Annotated in this window: 22 protein-coding genes, 2 tRNA genes and 1 pseudogene; 5 read left to right on the forward strand and 20 right to left on the reverse strand. The window is 44.1% G+C overall.

What is annotated here, in order from left to right; genetic code table 11:
* Positions 1 to 8: 8 nt before the first annotated feature.
* From C0582_01690 to C0582_01715, 6 genes are all read right to left on the reverse strand, one after another.
* Positions 9 to 995, reverse strand: a complete 987-nt coding sequence (locus C0582_01690; GenBank protein PLX30247.1) for a pyruvate dehydrogenase complex E1 component subunit beta — start codon at positions 993 to 995, stop codon at positions 9 to 11.
* Complete coding sequence (gene pdhA, locus C0582_01695) at positions 992 to 1,993, reverse strand: pyruvate dehydrogenase (acetyl-transferring) E1 component subunit alpha (GenBank protein ID PLX30248.1); 1,002 nt, start codon at positions 1,991 to 1,993, stop codon at positions 992 to 994. The genes C0582_01690 and pdhA overlap by 4 nt, the downstream gene beginning before the upstream one ends.
* Complete coding sequence (gatB, locus tag C0582_01700) at positions 1,993 to 3,516, reverse strand: Asp-tRNA(Asn)/Glu-tRNA(Gln) amidotransferase GatCAB subunit B (protein ID PLX30249.1); 1,524 nt, start codon at positions 3,514 to 3,516, stop codon at positions 1,993 to 1,995. The genes pdhA and gatB overlap by 1 nt, the downstream gene beginning before the upstream one ends.
* Positions 3,516 to 4,991 (reverse strand): Asp-tRNA(Asn)/Glu-tRNA(Gln) amidotransferase GatCAB subunit A, encoded by a 1,476-nt coding sequence (gene gatA / locus C0582_01705; protein ID PLX30250.1) that lies wholly within the window; start codon positions 4,989 to 4,991, stop codon positions 3,516 to 3,518. The genes gatB and gatA overlap by 1 nt, the downstream gene beginning before the upstream one ends.
* A 5-nt stretch (positions 4,992 to 4,996) precedes the next feature.
* Positions 4,997 to 5,296, reverse strand: coding sequence for an Asp-tRNA(Asn)/Glu-tRNA(Gln) amidotransferase GatCAB subunit C (gatC, locus tag C0582_01710; GenBank protein PLX30251.1), 300 nt, complete (start codon positions 5,294 to 5,296; stop codon positions 4,997 to 4,999).
* A gap of 197 nt (positions 5,297 to 5,493) precedes the next feature.
* On the reverse strand, positions 5,494 to 6,186 hold the full coding sequence (locus tag C0582_01715) for a hypothetical protein (GenBank protein ID PLX30252.1): 693 nt from the start codon (positions 6,184 to 6,186) through the stop codon (positions 5,494 to 5,496).
* Between the two features lie 100 nt (positions 6,187 to 6,286).
* Here C0582_01715 and C0582_01720 point away from each other — a divergent pair, with 100 nt between their 5' ends.
* The 3 genes from C0582_01720 (at position 6,287) to C0582_01730 (ending at position 8,093) form a co-directional block, all read left to right on the forward strand.
* Positions 6,287 to 7,213, forward strand: a complete 927-nt coding sequence (locus tag C0582_01720; protein PLX30253.1) for a hypothetical protein — start codon at positions 6,287 to 6,289, stop codon at positions 7,211 to 7,213.
* Positions 7,214 to 7,266: 53 nt separating this feature from the next.
* Positions 7,267 to 7,860, forward strand: coding sequence for a hypothetical protein (locus C0582_01725; protein PLX30254.1), 594 nt, complete (start codon positions 7,267 to 7,269; stop codon positions 7,858 to 7,860).
* A 157-nt stretch (positions 7,861 to 8,017) separates the two neighbouring features.
* Positions 8,018 to 8,093 (forward strand) — tRNA-Glu (locus tag C0582_01730).
* Positions 8,094 to 8,218: 125 nt separating this feature from the next.
* On the opposite strand, the gene C0582_01735 is transcribed toward C0582_01730, so the two are convergent.
* Positions 8,219 to 9,457 (reverse strand): hypothetical protein, encoded by a 1,239-nt coding sequence (locus C0582_01735; protein PLX30255.1) that lies wholly within the window; start codon positions 9,455 to 9,457, stop codon positions 8,219 to 8,221.
* 97 nt (positions 9,458 to 9,554) lie between these two features.
* On the opposite strand from C0582_01735, the gene C0582_01740 reads away from it, so the two are divergent.
* Positions 9,555 to 10,133 (forward strand): cytochrome B, encoded by a 579-nt coding sequence (locus C0582_01740; protein ID PLX30256.1) that lies wholly within the window; start codon positions 9,555 to 9,557, stop codon positions 10,131 to 10,133.
* Here the strand turns inward: C0582_01740 and C0582_01745 are convergent.
* The 6 genes from C0582_01745 to C0582_01770 all read right to left on the reverse strand — a co-directional run bounded on the left by C0582_01745 (position 10,130) and on the right by C0582_01770 (position 15,560).
* Entirely contained in the window at positions 10,130 to 11,059 is a 930-nt protein-coding gene (locus C0582_01745) for a recombinase XerD (protein PLX30257.1), read from the reverse strand. The genes C0582_01740 and C0582_01745 overlap by 4 nt on opposite strands.
* 23 nt (positions 11,060 to 11,082) lie before the next feature.
* Positions 11,083 to 11,769: an endonuclease III gene (nth, locus tag C0582_01750; protein ID PLX30286.1), complete on the reverse strand. Its 687-nt coding sequence runs from the start codon at positions 11,767 to 11,769 to the stop codon at positions 11,083 to 11,085.
* 6 nt (positions 11,770 to 11,775) lie between these two features.
* Positions 11,776 to 12,912: a molecular chaperone DnaJ gene (gene dnaJ / locus C0582_01755; protein ID PLX30258.1), complete on the reverse strand. Its 1,137-nt coding sequence runs from the start codon at positions 12,910 to 12,912 to the stop codon at positions 11,776 to 11,778.
* A gap of 172 nt (positions 12,913 to 13,084) precedes the next feature.
* The gene (locus C0582_01760; protein ID PLX30259.1) at positions 13,085 to 13,408 is read right to left on the reverse strand and encodes a hypothetical protein; all 324 of its coding nucleotides are present in this window, start codon (positions 13,406 to 13,408) and stop codon (positions 13,085 to 13,087) included.
* Positions 13,344 to 14,060 carry a dolichol-phosphate mannosyltransferase gene (locus C0582_01765; protein ID PLX30260.1) on the reverse strand — a complete coding sequence of 239 codons (717 nt, stop codon included), beginning with the start codon at positions 14,058 to 14,060 and terminating at the stop codon, positions 13,344 to 13,346. Before C0582_01765 ends, C0582_01760 begins: the two co-directional genes overlap by 65 nt.
* Before the next feature lie 78 nt (positions 14,061 to 14,138).
* Positions 14,139 to 15,560 carry a hypothetical protein gene (locus C0582_01770; protein PLX30261.1) on the reverse strand — a complete coding sequence of 474 codons (1,422 nt, stop codon included), beginning with the start codon at positions 15,558 to 15,560 and terminating at the stop codon, positions 14,139 to 14,141.
* Positions 15,561 to 15,581: 21 nt separating this feature from the next.
* On the opposite strand from C0582_01770, the gene C0582_01775 reads away from it, so the two are divergent.
* Entirely contained in the window at positions 15,582 to 16,553 is a 972-nt protein-coding gene (locus C0582_01775; protein PLX30262.1) for a hypothetical protein, read from the forward strand.
* A 22-nt stretch (positions 16,554 to 16,575) separates the two neighbouring features.
* Here C0582_01775 and C0582_01780 read toward each other — a convergent pair.
* From C0582_01780 to C0582_01810, 7 genes and pseudogenes are all read right to left on the reverse strand, one after another.
* Positions 16,576 to 16,664 (reverse strand) — tRNA-Leu (locus C0582_01780).
* Positions 16,665 to 16,735: 71 nt separating this feature from the next.
* Positions 16,736 to 17,209 carry a hypothetical protein gene (locus C0582_01785; protein ID PLX30263.1) on the reverse strand — a complete coding sequence of 158 codons (474 nt, stop codon included), beginning with the start codon at positions 17,207 to 17,209 and terminating at the stop codon, positions 16,736 to 16,738.
* Between the two features lie 23 nt (positions 17,210 to 17,232).
* Positions 17,233 to 17,805: a hypothetical protein gene (locus tag C0582_01790; protein ID PLX30264.1), complete on the reverse strand. Its 573-nt coding sequence runs from the start codon at positions 17,803 to 17,805 to the stop codon at positions 17,233 to 17,235.
* Entirely contained in the window at positions 17,702 to 18,007 is a 306-nt protein-coding gene (locus C0582_01795; GenBank protein ID PLX30265.1) for a hypothetical protein, read from the reverse strand. The genes C0582_01790 and C0582_01795 overlap by 104 nt, the downstream gene beginning before the upstream one ends.
* Positions 18,004 to 18,785, reverse strand: a pseudogene (locus C0582_01800) (LuxR family transcriptional regulator). Before C0582_01800 ends, C0582_01795 begins: the two are co-directional and overlap by 4 nt.
* Entirely contained in the window at positions 18,775 to 20,319 is a 1,545-nt protein-coding gene (locus tag C0582_01805; protein ID PLX30266.1) for a methionine--tRNA ligase, read from the reverse strand. Before C0582_01805 ends, C0582_01800 begins: the two are co-directional and overlap by 11 nt.
* The gene (locus C0582_01810; GenBank protein ID PLX30267.1) at positions 20,316 to 21,299 is read right to left on the reverse strand and encodes a hypothetical protein; all 984 of its coding nucleotides are present in this window, start codon (positions 21,297 to 21,299) and stop codon (positions 20,316 to 20,318) included. The genes C0582_01805 and C0582_01810 overlap by 4 nt, the downstream gene beginning before the upstream one ends.

Consider the following 21,299-nt stretch of genomic DNA (forward strand, 5'->3'; position numbering starts at 1 on the left):
AAGGCCTCCTATTTTTGCCGATAAGTCACTTTTTCGACAGCTTTAATAATATCATCAACCTGGGGCAAAGCTGCTTGTTCCAAGTTGTGTGCATATGGAAGGGGAACAGCTGCCGCCGCAACACGTTCAACATGTGCATCCATATCATCGAATCCCAATTCCATAATTAAGTATGAAATTTCAGATCCGATGCCCGCATAGGCCCATCCCTCTTCAACGTTAACCAAACGATTGGTTTTCTTGAAGGACTGAAGAATAGTGTGAGTATCAAGGGGAGCAAGCGTGCGCAGGTCAACCACCTCAACACTAATATTTTTTTCTTTCAACTTTTCAGCGGCGTCAAGGGCAAGTCCAACCATCCGGGAAAAGGCGGTGATTGTTACATCGGTCCCTTCACGGACAACCTCTGCTTTGCCAAGTGGTACGATAAAATCTGGATCATCCGGAACATCAAATTCAAAGCCATAGATCAACTCATTTTCAAGGAAAATCACCGGGTTTGGATCTCGTATTGCTGCTTTTAAGAGACCTTTAGAGCTGGCTCCATCGTAGGGGCTAACAACCTTTAATCCCGGGCAATGTGCATACCAGCTCGCGAAACACTGAGAATGCTGCGCGCCGACTCTGGAAGCTGCACCATTAGGGCCCCTGAATACAATCGGGCAGCCCATTTGCCCGCCAGACATATAGAGCGTTTTAGCAGCTGAGTTAATGATTTGATCAATGGCTTGCATGCCAAAGTTAAAGGTCATGAATTCAACAATTGGTTTCAGGCCCATAAAAGCCGCACCAACTCCAAGTCCGGCAAATCCATGCTCTGTAATGGGTGTATCAATAACGCGTTTAGGCCCAAATTCTTGTAGAAGACCCCGGGTCACCTTGTAGGCGCCTTGATATTCAGCAACTTCTTCACCCATAACAAAAACATCTTTGTCACGGCGCATTTCTTCGGCCATGGCGTCTCGTAAAGCGTCACGAATTGCAATCATCGTCATTGTGCACCCTTATCGTTTTCAATCAAAACATCCGTCCAAAGTTCAGAAAGATCCGGCTCTGGGGACTCTTCAGCAAACTCAATGGTTTCTAGCATTTCTTTTTTGACATGGTCGTCAATTTCTTTGAAATCATCTTCAGAGGCTAGTTTTTGGTCAAAAGCATATTTTTTCAAATTAATGATGGGATCATTGGTATCTTTAAAACCGCTTACTTCTTCTTTGGTTCGGTATAAGGCTGGATCAGACATCGAGTGACCTCGATAGCGATAGGTGTCCACCTCAAGAATAAACGGGCGCTTTTTCTCGCGCACGTATGTCAGCGCTTTTTCACCAGCGATTAAAACGTCGCGGATATCCATACCATTGACTTGAGCCCCTTCAATGCCAAACCCTGCACCTCGTTTCCACAAACCATCTCCAGATGCGTGACGGTGAAGAGCCGTTCCCATGGAGTATTGATTGTTTTCAATCACATAGAGAACAGGAAGGTCCCAAAGGGATGCCATGTTATAGGACTCATATACTTGTCCTTGATCGGATGCCCCATCTCCAAAGTAGGTCAGACAAACGCCCCCATCCTCTTTATATTGATGAGCAAGCGCCATCCCTGTGCCAATTGAAACCTGTGCACCGACAATGCCATGTCCTCCAAAAAAGTTTTTTTCGCGGCTAAACATGTGCATAGAGCCACCTTTTCCGGCCGAATACCCCTCTTTTCTTCCTGTCAGCTCAGCCATCACTCTTCTTGGATCCATGCCACAGGCCAGCATATGTCCATGATCGCGATAAGCCGTGATAACGGTGTCTTGGGGGTTTTGGAGCGAGGTTAAAGCAACAACGATGGCTTCTTGTCCAATGTATAAATGGCAAAAGCCACCGATAAGTCCACGGCCATAAAGCTGCCCAGAGCGCTCTTCAAAACGACGAATGAGCAGCATATCGTGGTAGAATTTTTTGATTTGTTCGGCGTTAAGCTGAGATTTTTGACTTTTACTCATTACTTACCTCCCCTCATTGAACTCAATTTTTTTACCATAATTTGATTCAGGGCCCCAGGATTAATTTTTCCTTTGGTGGCTTTCATGACTTGGCCAATAAGAAATCCAATGATTTTATCTTTGCCCCCGAGGTAATCTTGAACCATTTGTGGATTCGCCTCAATAACCTTTTCAACCTCATTTTCAATCATCGAAACATCAGTAACTTGCTTCAGACCCTTCTCCTCAACAATAACCTTGGGAGATTTATTTGTTTTCCATATTTCTTGGAAAACGTCTTTAGCAATTTTTCCAGAAATGGTGTCATCTGAGATCAAGTTAACCAACGCTGAGAGGTGTTCAATCTCAAAAGGAATGTCAGTTATTTTCAAAGATTCCTTTTTCAGTTGGCTGAAAAGATCACCTAAGAACCAATTAGCCAATAATTTCGATTGAAGCGTATCATGTTGGCCCTCTTTCCAGGAGCTTAATGCTTGAACCGCGCGTTCATAAATATCAGGGGTTTCTATTTCAGAAACCATTACCTCTGCATCATAAGCAGAAAGACCATACTCTTTAATAAACCTTGATCGCTTAGGATCCGGGAGTTCTGGCATTGATTGGCGGATGGTATCAATGTAATCATTTTCAAGTTGAATCGGCAACAAATCAGGATCTGGATGATAGCGATAATCTTGGGCATCCTCTTTCGAACGCATAGGCCGAGTTTCACCTTTTTGAGGGTCATATAACCGCGTTTCCTGAGTAATTTCTGCGCCAGATTCAAGGGCGGCTATTTGACGATTAATTTCAAAGTGGATGGCTTGACCAATGAATTTAATGGAATTGGCGTTTTTGATTTCCACACGGCGCCCCAGCGGCTCACCAGGTCGACGAACAGAGACGTTTACATCAGCACGCAAGCTGCCCTCATCCATGTTGCCATCACTGGTTCCAAGATAACGCAGAATCAGGCGTATTTTTTTCATAAACGCCATAACCTCATCAGCACTTCTCAGGTCTGGTTTGGTCACAATCTCCATCAAGGCTGTTCCGGCACGATTAAGGTCAATAAAGCTAGAATCAGGACTTAAATCGTGAATGCTCTTTCCAGCGTCTTGTTCAAGATGAATGCGCTCAATACCAACACGAATTGAATTTTCGTTGCCTGCAACTGGAATATCAAGGTGTCCTTCACCAACGATTGGATGGTACAGCTGCGTAATTTGATAGCCATTTGGCAAGTCAGGATAGAAATAATTCTTTCGATCAAACCTTGAAAAAAGGTTGATTTGGGCATTGAGGCCAAGCCCTGTTTTAATTGCTTGGTGAACACAGTACGAGTTCAAAAGGGGAAGCATTCCCGGAAAGCCCGCATCAATTGGGGTTACATGTGTATTTGGCTCTGCTGCAAAAGAGGTTTCGGCTCGAGAAAAAAGTTTGGTCTCAGACATGATTTGAGCATGAATCTCAAGCCCAATCACTACTTCCCAAGCGCCCGTGTCAGTTTTAATCAAAGAGCGTAAAGAATCTATCTGTGCCATTATTGAATTTCCTGATGAAGGGTTGCATGAAACTGATATTCATCTTCTAAATCGAGAGCAGCATTGAACAATAAATTTTCATGAAAAGCATTCGCCATCAGTTGTACGCCCATCGGCAATCCATCCTGACATTGTGAAATCGGCACAGATATTGCCGGGATTCCAGCAAGGTTAGCACCCACTGTGAATAAGTCTGACTGATACATTTCCATAGGGTTTGAAACTTTTGAACCCAACGCAAATGCGGGTGTGGGTGTTGTAGGTGATAAAATCAAATCAACGTCCTGAAAGACTGTTTGCAATTCTTGAAACAACAGATTTCTTACCCGCAAGCCCTGCAAATAGTAAGCGTCATAGGCCTTTGAGGAAAGAACGAAGTTCCCAACCATAATGCGTCGTTTTACTTCTTCGCCGAATCCTTCACTTCTCGACTTGATGTACATCTCTTGTAGGTTCTTCCCCTCGATGCGCTCTCCGTAACGAACCCCATCATATCTGGCTAAGTTTGAAGCTGCCTCGGCGGGCGCAATAATATAATATATTGCAAGTGCTTTTCCAATATGAGGGAGAGATATTTCTTTAAGCTGCGCCCCTTTTGATTCCAGAATGCGCGCGGTATTTAACCAACATGTTTTAATCTCATTGTTGGTGCAAGCCTCTAAAAATTCCACCGGCAGCCCAAAGGTAATGCCATTAAATCCTCTGTCTCGGCTAAATCTAAAAGGCTCGATTTTTGCTGTTGTTGAATCATTTGTATCAACGCCGCTCATCGTTTCAAACAGGCGTATACTGTCCATGACTGTTCGGGTGATCGGCCCTGCTTGATCAAGGGATGAAGCAAACGCGACTATCCCATATCTAGAACATCGCCCATAAGTTGGTTTAAAGCCAACCAAGCCATTAAAAGCAGCTGGTTGTCGAATGGATCCGCCGGTATCCGTTCCAATAGAAGCTGCTGCTAAACGCGCCGCAACCGCGGCTGCAGACCCACCGGAAGAACCACCTGGTGAAAGCTGGAGCTCAGGATTTTTTTTACTCTTCCATGGATTAATTGTTGGGCCATATATACTGTTTTCTGTCGATGACCCCATGGCGAATTCATCCATATTTGTTGTACCAACGGCAATGCACCCAGCCTGCTCAAGGCGTGCTGTTATGGTTGAATCATAAAAGGGTTTAAAGTTTTTGAGGATGGCTGAACAAGCAGAGGTCACTTTATTCTTCTGCGCAAAATTGTCTTTTACCGCAAGTGGTAGACCTTCTAAGGACAAAAGCTCAGATCCAGACTGCACCTTTTTATCAGCGAGTTCAGCTTTTTGTTGTGCCTCATCAAAGCATGTTTGTGTGTAAGTGTTGTAATGGCGATGGTTCTCATATCTTTGGCGATAAGCTTGAATAACATCTGACGGCAAAAATTCTTTTCTGCCATAACCAGCAAGCAAGGCATCTACTGAGAGCTTTGTTAAATCTGTCATAGGGTTTACTCGATAACTTTCTTAACCTTGAACATATTAAATTCGCGCCCAGGCGCTTCTTTTAAAATATCTTCAGAAGTATTTGTTTGATGAGGGTGATCTTTTTGCATCTCTTGAATCATTTCAGGAAAGTTCTCCAAGGGGTTTGCAAGCGGAGCAATGCCTTTTGTGTCAATCTCTTGAAGGGTTTCTACCCATTCAAATACCCGAGAAATTCGGCACATAAAAAGCTCATAATCTTCTTCAGAGCTTTTCAAGGCAGATAGTTTTGCGGCACGTTCAATATCTTTTGGTGTTACTGACATATAGGTCTCATATCAAGTGGCTGTAACCTACATCATAAAATCAAATCAAATCAAGTGAAACATCATTCTTTGTGGAAAAGCCAAATACAAAAAGAAACCCATACCGTAAAGATATGGGTTTAAGTGGATGCTTTGTTTGCTTAATAAGCAATAGCAAAAACCTTTAAGATTTATAAATTGCATTTCTTCGTTCAATTCTATTGTTGGTTGAACTTCTGTTGATAAACTTTAGAAACAAAAGGGATTGTTATTTTCTTTTTATACTGAAGCGCTTCCTGCATACAATCCGAACAAAACCGCTGTATCATTGAATAATCCCTTGGCAGCCTTTGCATCAAATACTCAACAACTGCAGCGTCAATAGTCATTTCATTATCTGAAAAGCGTTTGACTAAAATTTGTGCCAATAAATTTTCATCAGGGGCGGAAAATGAAAGGGCGTTCAAAAGCTTTAATCTTGAAATTAAATCAGGTGTTTTAAGAGAGAGGTGTTCTAAATTAACTTGTGATAAAGCAAAAAAAGTCTTTTGATGTCGTCGAATGGCATTAAAAAGGTGAAACAGTAATTCTTCGTGGACATCTGCAACTTCGTGGAAATCATCAATGATCATGCTTTTTTGTCCGAAAAAATCATCGGCAACGTCGATTTCTTTCAGCCTGTGAATCGGGAGGTATTGTCCTTGAAATCGATGGGCTAAGACATGCCCCAAGTGGCTTTTGCCACATCCTTTTGGTCCTTGAATAAAAAAACCTGCTGAAGCGTCCTCCGCCGAAACAGCTTGAAGAATATGATCATTCCCCTGCCCCACAGCATAAGAGTTGATGCTGTAGTCAACGATCCCTTTAAAGGGTAATGTTAATTGGTGCGCACCTGTCTTTTCTAATGCCATGCTCAACTTTAATCATGAATGCTTGAAAAAGTAAATCGACTACATCTTTTACTGTCACATTGTTCAAGCCATCAACTTGAATCTATGGTATATAAATCTCATGAAATTTGACTGTATTACTATCCCCGAATCAGAAGAAAACAGCCGCTTAGATAATTTTCTTAAGCGTCACTACCCCCATTGGCCCTATGGTTTAATCGCCAAGTGGTGTCGGCAAAAAAAGATCAAGCTTAATAATCAAAAAACTGCGCCCGGGGATCGCCTTACCCCTCATGCTCAGCTGACCTTGCCCGTTGAAACAATTGATGAAAAAAGCAGGGCTACCACCCCTTCTCTGAAAACACTGTCTTCAGCTGAGAAAACATTTTTTGAAAGCCTGATTTTAGATCAAACAGAAAAGTTACTTGTGATCAATAAACCCCCTGGCCTTGCCACCCAAGGGGGGACTGGGCTCTCAACATCAGTTGATTGTCTGGCGCAAGCCTATTTTAAGGAAAAAGAAAATCGAGCTATTTATCTCGTTCACCGCCTTGATCGCAGCACAAGCGGTCTTCTTTTGGTTTCAAAAGACCTTGCTCTGACAAAAGATTTGACCCAAGCTTTTAAAGGGCAACAGGTTAAAAAAACATATATTGCCTTGGTTGAAGGCCATGTTTTCCAACAAAGTGGGTCTATTGACTGTCCTCTTCTTATTCAAGGGAGAGTGAATGATAAGGTTTGCATTAGCCCAGAGGGCAAACCGGCTTTAACACATTTTGAACGGATTGACTTTCAAGGCACCAATACATTGGTGCGGCTGATACCTCAAACTGGTCGCATGCATCAACTTCGTGTTCACATGGCCTCTATTGGACACCCGATTATGGGGGATTATCGTTATGCCAAAGCACGTGAACAGTTCAAAAATAATCCTTGTCTGGAAAAAAGATTATATCTTCATGCGGCCCAAATTGAGTTTTGTTTGAACAATCAGATCAATCAGATATATACCGCGCCCCTACCCTGGCAAGACATGTGTGAAACTTGAATATATTAAAATCTAACGATATATTATCGAAACAAAATTAAGGAACTCATCTCATGAAAAAACTAAAATTATCAACTTTAGCGCTTGTTTCTGCTCTTTCCCTATCAGCAAGTGACCCAAATCCAGAATTTACCACGGATGAAGCTCGAGGACATCCTGCGGCTGCAGCTTCTGCAAATCAAGATTGGGCCATGACCTTTGACTTTCCTGGAGGTGGGTCAGTTACTCGTTCTAATGGGAGCATCATACTCAATGGAGGCATGTTTAAAACATGTAACCTTATTATGGAGAAAGGCAGTAATACATTTGGATTTACGGTTTCGGATGCCGAAAAGGTGGAACTGAAATTTGACATGTCAAAAGAAGAATTTACAAATCAATGTGCTCACCTTCTTTATAAAGGCCATCCAAAAATAGGAGATCCTGATCAGGTCCAACAGGATCACCCAACCTGGAATTGCACATTCAACTCATCTGCTGAATCCAATCCTGATATCGAACGTACAAGAACGGGCATAAAGGTTGAGGGACAAGATGAATTGTATCAAATTTTGACTCTCTCTCATCCTGATGGTGCTGATGTTATGCTTACGATGCGTATGAACAAAAAAGAGTTTAAAGCCGCTTTGAAAGAAGCTGGATACTGAGAGTAAAACCACACTGAATGTATGTCAGATTTTTTTAAGGGGCCATGTGCCCCTTTTTTAACGTCAACCCCCTTTGATTAAAAAATTGTATAAAAAATCTTTTTTATGTGAAAAAGGCTTGATTTTTAGAAGATGAACGTCTAAATAACAAGAGTCCGTCCCCATCGTCTAGAGGCCTAGGACATCGCCCTTTCACGGCGGCAACAGGGGTTCGAATCCCCTTGGGGACGCCACCTATCCTTTTAGGTGATCTCAAGAGTATAGACCTTTTTATTCATTCTCACACAGCACTCTGTGCATACTTCATTCCAGCCCCTTTCCGGAGGAATAACAAAGCTTCTGCTGTTTAAATCTTTATTTAAATACCTCCCAAAATCCTATTCAACAAAGCAGCCTTCGACAGGTCCGGTTCCTGAAATTGAACCAACCGAGCCTTTTTTATATATTCAGCCATTGCTGGGCCAGGAACAACGCCAGCCTCTATCAAGTCCACGGCTTGAACCTTCGGGATTAATAGATATGGATCCACCGCCTGAATCCGCGCCACAAGTGCCTCAGTGCCGGTCAATGCTTTGATCAACCCAGCAGCTTCTTCCAACCCGACTCCCAGCAAATCTAATTGATAAAGCGCTTCATGAAATCTCTCAACCACCACAGTTTCTGCCGTTAATTGCTGCAACCAGGAGTTTGTATGCAAACCCCAGATCACGTCTTTTTTGAAAAAATCCAAAGAAACGAGCTCAGCTTGTAGCCATCTTGTATCGCTGGGCGCATACCAAAATAAGGCACTGAAAATGCCCTTCTCCTTCAGCAAACCCGTCGGTTGGGCCCCCATCAAATCACAAAACTGGTAGAATGCAGATCGTTGCTCTAAAGCATATTTTTCAAGAAAAAGCTGTTTAATAAGCTCTGTTTTCTCTAAGAAATTAAACCCCTTTGATGGTACTTCACTTTTCCAAAGAAGCTTGCGGAGTTCTGTGCCTATTCTCTCTTTTGACAAAGCGCCCAATTTTGCCGTTGCGCATAACCGCTCCAATGCATTTGTCGGTTCAAACTGCAGCCGTCCAATAAATTGGGCAACGCGCAAGGCGCGCAACTCATCTTCCCGGAAGGTATCTTGATTCACTGCTTCCAGGATCTTGTTTTGACAGTGTATTAATCCATCGAAAGGATCTAAGAACTGATTCCCAAACCAATCATATCCCATAGCATTAATGGTTAAATCCCGTCGAATCGCCGCTTTTTCAAAGGATAAGTGGGGATTAATCTTAATATCAAAATCAGTGTGCTTTGTACCGGTTTTCACCTCTAGTCTTGGCAAAGCAATTTCCAAATGACCTTTTCTATAAATACCAAAGGCTCGCCCTGTATATTGAAACCCACCAATGTCTTTTAGTAATGCTTCCAGTCGTTCTTGGCTTACATTATATACTTCAATATCAATATCTATAAAAGCGCGTCCCAAGATCACATCTCGCACGCAGCCCCCTAAAAAAATCGGCCTGGCGCCTGCGTATTCAAGGGCATCAAACAAGCGTTTGTATTGATTAACGGTGGGTAAAAACGCCTCATAAAAGCGGGTTTTTAACTGAGTCATTTATCATCACTCTGCAAAAGTTTCAAAATATAGTATGCCTTTTTCCTTTACGGGGCTCAATTGAATCGGCATAGTATCTAAAATTTTTCATAAAATAATGAGTAAAGTCAAAAACTGGATGCATCGTATGTCAACTCACCCCAAGGCACCTTGGGCAATGTCGGCTTTTTCTTTTGCTGAAAGTTCATTTTCTCCGCTGCCGCCCGATCCTATGCTTGTCGCTATGATGTTGGCCAACCCAAAGCGCTCTTGGTTCTTTGCAACGCTCTGCACCCTATCATCCGTGGTTGGCGGCATCCTTGGCTATGCCATTGGCTACTTTCTCTTTGAATCCATTGGCATGTACATCATCAATCTTTATAACTTGCACACTAGCTATGCCACCTTCAAGTCCTGGTTTAATGAGTATGGTTTTTGGATCATTGTTATTAAGGGTTTAACGCCTATTCCCTATAAGCTGGTCACCATTACCTGTGGGGCCATCCACCTCAACTTAATCACTTTTTTGGTCTCTTCTTTGATTTCACGGGGGATGCGCTATTATTTTGAAGCATTTATTATCTGGAAATATGGGGCATTCATTACCCATCGCCTCAGCAAATATGCCCTTCCCCTTTTTCTGGTTACAATTGTCCTTACCATTCTCGGCTTTGTTATTGTTGGCTATTTGGCTTAAGGCTTCTTTTTATACTGTGCCAAAGGATGAAAAGTTGTCACCGCTTCAATAAGTTTATCTTTCAAAACATGGGTGTAGATTTGCGTTGTGGCCAAATCACTGTGACCAAGCATCTTCTGAATACTGATCAAATCAGCGCCATTGTGCAGCAAATGTGTTGCAAAAGCATGTCGAATCACATGGGGGGAAAGCTTTTCAGGAGCTAACCCAGACTTCAAAGCCAACTCTTTAAGGAGTTGCCCAAAGCGCTGACGGGTTAAATGGCCGCTAAGCCCACGAGAGGGAAAGAGATATTGATGGGTTTTTGTCCCATAAATAAAAACATCCCGAACTTTTAGATAGGTGTGTAACGCATCCAAGGCATAGTGGCCAATCGGTACGTATCTTTCTTTATTGCCTTTGCCACGAATCAATAGCATGTCAGGGGCATCGCGAAACAGGGAAAAAGGCAATGAAATTAATTCAGAAACCCTCAGCCCCGTCGCATAAAGAATTTCCAAAAGGGCCGTTAATCGCAGCCCCTCTGGCGACAAATCTGCATGGGCTGTTTGAATCAGCTGGTTCACATCCTCAATGCTTAGTATTTTAGGGAGCCCTGCTTGATGTTTCGGCATCTCAAGTTGTTTGGCTGGATTATCGTCTCTCTGACCTTCTAAAACCAGAAACTGAAAGAATCCACGACAACTTGAAATAATCCGGGCTGTCGATCGGGATGACAGGTTGTGATCAAACAGCGAGGCAACAAATCCTCTTAAATCCTCTAACGAGACAGTATCCACGGTAATCTTATCATTGCTTAGATAGTGCGCCAGTTTCTTAATGTCACGGCTATAAGATTCCAGGGTATGCTCAGAAACGTTTTTTTCAACGGTGAGCATCTCTTGATACAATTCCAATGCCTGATCAAAGGTATAGGTGGATTTCATGACTGCCAATATGTTCGAAAAAGTTAAACCGTTATCAGTGTAGCCTTTTTCTTTTTGAACCGGCAAACATGCTGTACCGGGCACGTAGCGCAAAGGGGAGTGCGTGCCTTACAATGATATCGTCCATGCAGAATTAGTAAATGATGCGCTTTCATAAGAGAATGTTTGGGGAGGCGCTTCAATAAGCTCAGTTCAACAGCTAACGGATCTTTCCCAGGGGCCAAACCCGTTCGATTTCCCACTCTAAAAATATGCGTATCCACAGCAACAGTGGGGTGTCCGAAAGCAATATTCAACACCACATTGGCTGTTTTACGACCAACGCCAGGCAACCGTTCCAACGCCTCTCGATCCTGAGGCACTTCTCCTTGATGGTGCTCCACGAGCATCTGAGCCCCCTTCATAATGTTCTTGGCTTTTGTATTAAACAAACCAATGGTTCGAATATGCTCAATAAGCTTTTCTTCGCCAAGGTCGAGCATTTGTTGGGGTGTTGTCACACTTTTAAACAAATCGTTCGTCGCCCGGTTCACGCCCACATCTGTCGCCTGCGCCGACAATAATGTTGCCACCAAAAGCGTATACGGATTCATGAACTGCAGTTCTGTCTGGGGGTTGAGAATTGCTTTCTCAAGGCACTCAATGAAGGTCTGCACTTCTTGTTTCGTCAGCAATCGATCATAAAGTTTGGCTGGGGGATGCTGACTCATAAGCACCTATCCCCAAAGTTTTTGAGCTTTTTTCCAAAAACTATTCACCTGGGGATGTGCTTTTTTATGATCAAGATCTTGATAAAAATCAGAGAAAGCTTGTTTTTGTTTTGGGGTCAGTTTTGTTGGCACTTCTACTTGAATCTCTATATGCAAGTCCCCTTTTTCTCGATACCCATGAACTGGCATCCCTTGCTTACGGTGAAGGATAGATGCATTAGGCTGTGTGCCGGCTGAGATGTTGATTTCAATATCTTTGTCATCCAAAGATTTAATCGTTTTTTTTGTACCTTGTATTGCCTCAAAAACGGTGATGGGCAGGCGACAATATAAGTCATTCTCTTCTCGTTGATAGAGATCATGGGGCTTAACAGTGATAAAAACATAAAGATCTCCAGAAGGTCCCCCTCTCGGTCCCGCACCACCACGACCACTCACCCGCATGCGTGCATTGTCAGGAACGCCGGCTGGAATTTTGAGTTTTAATTTTTGTTTTTTATCAGCCACCCCTTGGCCACGGCAAGAGCCACAGGGGTCATCAATGGTTTGTCCTTGCCCCCGACATGTCACGCACGGTCTTTCGATCATAAAAAAGCCTTGCTGCATCCGAACCGCGCCGCTTCCATGACAAGTCTGGCATGTCCGCAACCCTTTTTTTGATTGAGACCCTGTTCCTGTACACGTTGAACAAGGAGCCGGTGCATTATAGGAAATTTCTTTTTCAATACCCGCATAGGCTTGTTCTAGCGTGATTTCCATTTCATATTTAAGATCTTCACCGCTTTCCTGAGCTGCCTGACGCTGTCCTCTGCGTCCACCACCCATGAAATCACCGAACACTTCTTCGAAAATATCGCTAAAACCACCGCCAGAAAATCCGAATCCACCCATGCCGCCTGGCCCTGAATTCGCACCCCCATTTTTATAGGAGTCATGGCCGACTTGGTCATAGTGAGCACGTTTTTGATCATCGCTCAACGTTTCATAAGCTTCAGACAAAAGCTTAAACTGTTCTTCGGCTTCTTTATTACCTGGGTTGCGATCAGGATGATATTTCATCGCCTGGCTGCGATAAGCCTTCTTTAGCTCAACAGCCGTCACGGTACGGCTCACCCCTAAAATACTATAAAAATCTTCTGCCATATCAGCGCTCAATGAAACATTTTAACATGAGCACATGTTTAGGGGGGTTAGAAGGTGTTGTCAAGTTTGGGCTTTGGAGCAAGAGCCACCCTCTTAATACTGATCTCCATATAAGGCCGGCGCAAACCTAATAAAAAGATAGCATGCTTTGTGGAGAGCTCATTCTGCTGTTTTACAGCTTCCGATCAGCCTTACGGATAAAGTAAATATTGCGAAGATAAACCAACAAGCCAAAGGATTGTCCGGAAATAAACACCGGGTCTTTTTGCAAAATGGCATAGGCCAATAGAAGGATGCCACCTCCTAAACTAAAATACCAAAAAGCCCGCGGAATAACAGATTTCTTATGTTTTTCACTATAAATCCACTGAATCAAGAATCGGGACATGAACAGTGCTTGCCCCGCAAACCCTAAGATATAAATCCAAGTTTCACAGCTCATGAACATGCACCGTTGAATCATAGCGTTTAACCAACCATCGCACGCCAATGACATCCATAAAACCAACAGTGAGGCGATCCCATGTTCCATAATTGGATTGTCCGGCTTCTCTGGCTCTGTGGCTGATTTCAACAGAGGTCACGGGCTCCCCAAAATGTTTGGTCAATATTGGCATGTAGCGGTGAATGTGGTTAAAAAACGGCATCGCCACAAAGAGGGTTTGCTTAAAGATTTTCAGCCCACAGCCGGTATCAGGAGTATCATCGTTCAAGATCCATTGGCGCACGCGAAACGCTGCCTTTGATGCTTTGGTTTTTAAGCCCGGATCTTGTCGTTTCTGCCGCCACCCGATTACCAAACCTGTATTGCTTTGTTTATGAAACGCTTCAATCATCGCGGGAATATCAGCCGGGTTGTTCTGCCCATCCCCATCAAGTGTAATAATGGTTTCAAACCGTGCACGCTCAATACCTGTTTTAAGCGCTCGGCTCTGACCGGCTTTTTTATTGTGCTGTAGCAACGTAATTGCAGGATTGTTTTGCATCATTTTTTCAACAAGCGCTGCCGTTGAATCTATCGATGCATCGTCAATCAATACAATTTCATGTTTTCGCTTGATGCTTGCTCTAAAGACTGCGGCAATTTCATGAACCAGCTTTTCAACATTTCCTTCTTCATTATGAAGGGGAATCACAACAGAGTACATCCAAAACCTCAATTTAACGCTTAACCCTACTCAAACTCATCATTAACTTCAAGGAAATGTTCGTGGCTCTTATGGAGACTAGGAGTCCTCAGGCCCGCTGAATCCAGGTTTTGATGTCACCAAATACAAGGTGTGATTTGGATCAATTTTTTGATGAGAGTCAAGCTGATCAAATTGTCCAAAGTCGTCGATGGGTCTTTGTGTTACAATGGCATATAAGCCTCTTTTACCATCATTTCTTTCTTTATAAGGGCTGACCCATTCAAAATAATCCTTGCCACCAACCCCGCGATACCATTTGTGGGCAGAAGCATAATTGCCATAAAACCGTGCAAGGGCTGCCACACATCGATGATCAGCAATCAAATGACACTGGTTGGGCTTACACCACTGATCGGTATAGTGCTGAGCTTTCTGCAACAACTGATAATGGTTAAGCCCCTTATATTTGACTCCAAACAGTTGCATAGAGGCTTCAGGATTGAGCAGCAACCCCATTCCAATGAAACCAAGTGTGGTATTAGTCACAATCATCCGTTTCAAAAACGTCTCTGATTCAACGTGTGCACACAGCAAAACAACCCCAAGAACCGTTAAGACTCCCCAATTCAAATTCACTTTGGGCTGCAACCCCTGAAGGCACATCGTTATAAACAGCGGCCAAATCAGGCAGTGATTAAATTTTTCAAACGGTGTCTTGGGGCGCCAAAAAGCCCGCGTTACCAGCAGGCCCATTAAAAAGGGGCCAAACAAGGCAAATTGACCAATCACATACTCAAAAAAAGCAGAAAAGTTAAGTTTTGTCCCATAGCTATTCACCACCATATTAGAATTAAGGGTATGCGCTATCGTTGTGAAACCATGGTTCACCTGCCAAATCAGATGTGGAAGAACAACAGTAAAGGCCGCCAAAAGCAGGCAATAAAGGCCCGCAGTTTTAAACAACCGCCGTTGATAGAGTGAAGCGTAAAGTATCAGCGAAATGGGGATAAAAGCTGCAATATACTTTGAAAGCAGAGCCAAACCCAAAAAGACCCCCGCTACCATCCAATATCCCAGGCGCTCTTTTTGAATCCCCTTCCAAATAAACAAGAGGCTCATTGAACTCATCAACAGCAATGGCACATCTGTTGTCATCAGAATGGAGGAAAAAAACGTTCCTGGCAGCGTGAAATACAGCAAAGCCGCCAATCGTGCTTTTGTTTTGGATGTTTCAGACACTGCCCAAGCGTAAATCACCCAGGCCACCCCAAAATGAAAAACCGGGGACAAGCAGCGCACCCAAAATGCAGATTGGTTGCCAACCGTCGTCATCAAAGTCATGAGCCAACTGGTCAAGGGGGGCTTAGAAAAATACCCCCAGGAAATGGATTCAGCTCCCCAACACCAATACTGTGCCTCTTCACAATCTAAGGGCAATGTGGTGAAAGCTAAAAACGCAATCCGTAGTATAAGAAGAAGGCTCAAAAAGCCATAAAATCTGAAAGAACTTGCACTCATTATTTAGAATGTATAAAAATCATGGACATGAGTAAAGTTCTAGTTACCGGGGCGGCTGGTTTTATCGGCGCGCACCTTTCCCAAAAATTATCCAAGGCTGGATTTCAGGTTGTTGGTATTGATAATTTTAATACCTACTATTCACCACAGCTTAAGAAAGATCGTTTGCAAGCCCTCACAAACCATCCCGGCTTTCACTTTTATGAGGTGGATATCACCGATGAAGCGGTGCTGCAAACCCTAGCGGAAAAGCATTCCTTCACTCATGTGGTTCATCTCGCGGCACAGCCTGGCGTTCGCTACAGTTTTGAAGATCCACATTCCTACATCCACAATAATTATTTTGGTACCTTTTCTCTTCTGAATGTTTTTAAAGATAAGGGGCTTCAGCATTTTCTGATGGCGTCCTCCAGTTCGGTTTATGGCAACGCTCTCAATGCCCCCTTTGCCGTTGAAACCCATAACACGGATCACCCGATCAGCTTGTATGCCGCTACTAAAAAAGGAACAGAGTCTCTTGCTCACACCTATGCCCATTGTTTTGGCCTCCCTATCACCGCCCTAAGGTTTTTCACCGTTTATGGTCCATGGGGCCGGCCAGATATGGCTGTCTATAAGTTTACCGAAAAACTCTATAAAGGTGAAACCATCGATTATTTCGATCAAGGCCGCCCTTTGCGAGATTATACCTATGTGGATGATATTGTGACCGCCATTACCAAACTGGTGGAAAAGCCACCACAACAAGCCTATAACATCTTTAATATTGGCAACAACACGCCTGAATCCGTTGCCACATTGATTGCCTCTTTAGAGGAATTAACGGGCAAAAAAGCAAACCTCAACCCCTTACCGTTACCGCCAGGAGATGTTCAAAAAACCTGCGCAGATGTTGAGCCTCTCAAAGAATATACCGGATTTCACCCCTCTACATCTTTGAAACAAGGCTTGACCAAGTTTAGTGAGTGGTACAAATCATACCATCAAGTATAAATATCGATTTTTTTTAAGGGAGTGGTGCGGTCGAGAAGATTTGAACTTCCACGGCATTTACATACCACAACGACCTCAACGCTGCGCGTCTACCAATTCCGCCACGACCGCACAGAATGTATCTCAAGGATGTACCAAAACTGATCTTATTGAGCAAGCTCTTTTGTAGCTAATTCCAGCACCTACTGCATTTCCTTGAGGCCTTGCTGCAAATCAAGTGCCAACGAGTTTTGCTCTTTTGATTCACCTTCCTGAGCTTCAGGAGTTTTTAATGCAGCGGGCCCAGAGCTAATCTCTGTCATTGCCTGCCCCAGGGTTTCCTGATCAACAACAGGCCCAACCTGATCTGGTGTGCGAATAGCGGGTGGTTGGCTTGGAGCGACCACCACCTGAGGGGGCTGCTCTTGCCGCGACTGTGGGGCTTGCTCTGCACCTTGCTGACCTTCTTCTTGATCTGCTGCCAGACCTTCTTCAGGATTTTCCAAATTCTCAGACCCCTCGTCTTCATCAGATGCGTCTACATCCAAGTCGTCATCACCCTCTTCAGCTGTTGATATGTCGGCTACTTCATCATTAGAAACACCATCCACAGCTTCTTCAGCCGATAAAGGGGAAAATGACATACACAAAATAAATAATAAAAGAAAATACCACATTCTGCCTCTCCTGACTTTAAGGGTTACACCTCAATTACCAAACCATCATAACAAGGTTTCACGCCTGCGGGCAGTTCTTTTTTCAATGTTTCATAGTCCAATTGAGCGCCCAAATGATTCAGATAAGCACGTTCCACTTTCAAACGATCCGCCCACTCAAGCACCAAATCTAAATGGGCGTGGGTAGGATGTGGTTCACGCCGCAAACAATCCACCACCAATACTTTAATGCCCTCAAGCCGTTGCCATGACTCAGCAGGCATACCAATAAGATCTGTGCAATAAGCAAAGTCCCCGATTCTGTAGCCATAGCTTTTGCTAAAGCCATGATCTTGCTCAAAGTGTTCAAACGTGACCCCTGGAAAAGGAGTTACCTGCGGTCCTCTTATTTCATGAGGACTCAACCGCGGTGTATCATATTGACCGTGGTGATCAGCGGCGGTCTCAAACGCATACCCAAAAGCAGTTAAAAGTTCTTCAAGCGTTTGCGGGTCAGCATAAATGGGAATGTTCTTTTTCTGAAACCGGGCTAAACAAAAAAACATCATTGATCCCATGGGTATGGTCGGCGTGACCATGGGTGTAAAGAACAGCATCAATCCAATCGATATTTTCTCGTAATAGCTGCTGCCTCAAATCAGGCGATGAATCGATCAAAATCCGATGTCCCAGATGTTCAATCAAAATCGAAGCACGGGTTCGGTTATTTTTGGGATTATGGGGGTCACAGCCTCCCCAATAATTCCCAATAAGGGGCACCCCTGGTGAAGGACCGGACCCTAAAATGGTGACTTTCATTTTAAGCCTCGATGAGCTTTAGCAAACAGGGTGAAAAAATTATCTGTGGTTTGGGTGGCCACTGCTTCCAACGGCCTCTCTCTAATCTCAGCTACTTTTTCGGCTGTGTAGCGCACATAAGCGGGTTCATTGGGTTTTCCGCGCTTGGGAACAGGTGCAAGATAAGGACTGTCAGTTTCAACCAATATCCGATCGAGGGGCACTCTCTTGACAATCGTGCGTAATGAATGGGCATTTTTAAACGTGACCACTCCTGAGATGGAAATATAAAAGCCATAGTCGAGCATGATATCAGCAAACCGCTCAGACCCGGTAAAACAATGAATCACGCCTGGCTTGGAACGCTTGCTTGCCGGTTTCAAGAGTTTAATAAGATCCTCTTCAGCGTCGCGGGCATGAATAACCAACGGCAGATCGTATTGATCGGCAACATCCATGTGAATAGCCAAACTTTGCTGTTGGTAAGATTGATGCGTTGTATCATGGAAATAATCCAGTCCTGTTTCTCCCAGGCCAACAACCTTTGGATGAACGGCCCACTGGGCCAAATCCGCTGCGGTTGGACAGGTCTCTGGGGTAATATCACACGGGTGAACGCCAACAGTGGCCGAAACACCGGATATGTCTCGGCAATTTGAACCACCTCAGCGCTTTCATTTAAACACGTATTGATGGTGAGAAAATGTGAGACGCCAACCGCCCGAGCGCGGGCTAAAACCCCCTCTTTATCATCTCTCAGCCCGTCATAATTCAAATGGCAATGACTATCAACCAGCATCTGCGTCCTCCTCCTTACTAAAACGAGGGAAAAGCCCCACGGGTTTAACGATGGGTGTTCCGGGCTTAAGAGCGTGTTCAGTCTCCAGAAATGCAAAGGTTCTTTGCCCTTTTTCAACCGCCAGCTGACCCAAAATCCCAGCTGCTGATTCGGGCATCAATGGTTGAATCAAGATGGCAACATAGCGCAAGACTTCTGCCAAAACATAAAGCACGGTTTGCATGCGGCTGATGTCAGTTTTCCGCAACGCCCAAGGCGCTTGGCCATCCACATATTGGTTGGCATGGCGGATAACCGTCCAGACACTTTCAACATATTTTTGGATTGCTTGATCGGTTAAAACCAGAGGACGCACCTGGTGACATAGCCTCTTAGCCGCGGATAGCAAAGCCTGATCTTCTTCGGTGAAGGATTGGTGCGTTGGCAGCTGACCCTCACAATTTTTATAGATCATGCTTAAAACACGTTGCGCCAGATTTCCCAAATCATTGGCCAAATGGCTGTTGGTCAACTGAATAAAACTTTCGCGTGAATAATCACCATCTTGGCCAAGGGCCACTTCGCGTGCCATGAAAAACCGGGTGGCATCCACACTAAAATCATTAATCAAATCATAGGGATCCAATCCATTTCCCAAGGATTTAGACATCTTCTGCCCTTCGCGTGTCCAAAAGCCATGGGCAAAAATCTTTTGGGGGGGCTCAATCCCAGCCGCCATCAGCATGGCTGGCCAATAAACAGCATGAAACCTCAAGATGTCTTTACCGACAATATGCAAAGCTGTTGGCCAAAACTTTTTAAATTTTGACATTTCTTCGGGGTATCCCAATGCCGAAATATAATTGGTCAGGGCATCAAACCAAACATACATCACATGGGTATCATCTCCTGGAACCGGAATCCCCCACGTCAGCTTTTGCCTGGAAATGGATAAATCTCGCAGGCCCGATTCAACAAATCGAATCACTTCATTGCGGCGGCTTTCTGGTTGAATAAAATCAGGATGGGCTTGATAATATGCTAATAAAGGCTTCTCAAAAGCTGAAAGCTTAAAGAAATAAGATTCCTCCTCGATCCATTCAACCGGCGCCCCGGTTGGCGCCATGCCATCAACAAGCTCACTCTCGGCATAGTAGCATTCATCTCGCACCGAATACCAACCACGATAGCTATCTTTGTAGATCAATCCCTTATCTGCAATAACCTGCCACAGATGTTGTGCTGCTCGCTTGTGGTGGGCTTCTGTTGTGCGAATAAACGTATCAAAGTTGACATTCAACGCTTGAAATAATTCTTTGAATTTATTCGATCCCGGTTCAACAAAGGCTAAAGGATCCATCCCAGCTTTTTCAGCCGATTGCTGCACCTTTAATCCGTGCTCATCCGTGCCAGTTAAAAAACAAACATCTCTGCCATCCAATCTGGCAAAGCGGGCAATGATGTCACAAATGACCGTTGTATAGGCATGGCCAATATGGGGCTTGTCATTAACATAATAAATGGGCGTTGTAATAAAGTAAGGCGCATGTGTCATTGGGGATTACCATTCAATCTACCCAGAACACTTACCGCATTTATCATTGTTTGTCGAGGATCCAGCCCCAACTGATCATGTTGTTTCAACGTGCGCGAAAGATCGCAATAGCCCTCTGCAACTTTGGCAAGAGATGTATGTTCCGCCCATGCTTTCAACGTGTTTTCAGGAACCACCGTTGGCGCGCCCTGATGATAATTCTTAATATCCACCAACGCCAAAAGCAACCCGTGGACAAAGGCATCCACCATCCTTTTATCCTTTTTACCCGCTACTTTATAAATCATCTTCAACAAAACGCTCTGATTCCCGTGAGTGATTAACTGGTCACAGCCTTCTTCAAACCCCTCAAAATCAAAGTCTTCAAGCTGTTGAACCGCTGTATAATCTCCATGCTTTAAAGCGCAAATCCATTTCAACGGGAGAGGATCATATGCCGCATCGGGGTTAAGCATCATAAGCCCCTTTTGAAAAGTATCAAAATCATGATCATGAATCGGGTGTTTTTGACAGCGGGATCGAATGGTGGCAATCAAAGCATGAAGGTGGGAACTAATCAGCATAAAATAAACGCCTTTTGGCGGCGCTTCTAAAGTTTTCAGCAAGGCGTTTTGGGCTTGTGGTGTCAGTGCCTCGGCCGGGTCGATAATCAAAAAACGTGGCCCACCTGTCACAGAAGATTTATAAGCAAACGCGCGAGCCCCTCGCACCTGTTCAATAGAAAGGGAGAGTGATTGTTTGCCGCCCTCATCTTCAGATAACCCAAGCCACATCACATCAGGATGCGGTTTATTCGGTTGGTACGCCCCGCCCAAGGCTTTCATTATCAAGCGCTGACATATGTGAACAGCCGCACCATGATTCAATCCGTATAAAAGGGTGCTGGGATGCATGTGCCCTTTTTGCCAAGTTTGAAGCAATTGTTCAGCAGTATCTTGGTTTTTTGTTGATAACGGAAGCGTAAAACAATCACCGGCCAT

It is taken from the genome of Alphaproteobacteria bacterium (genome assembly GCA_002869105.1).
GTDB lineage: Bacteria > Pseudomonadota > Alphaproteobacteria > UBA7879 > UBA7879 > UBA7879.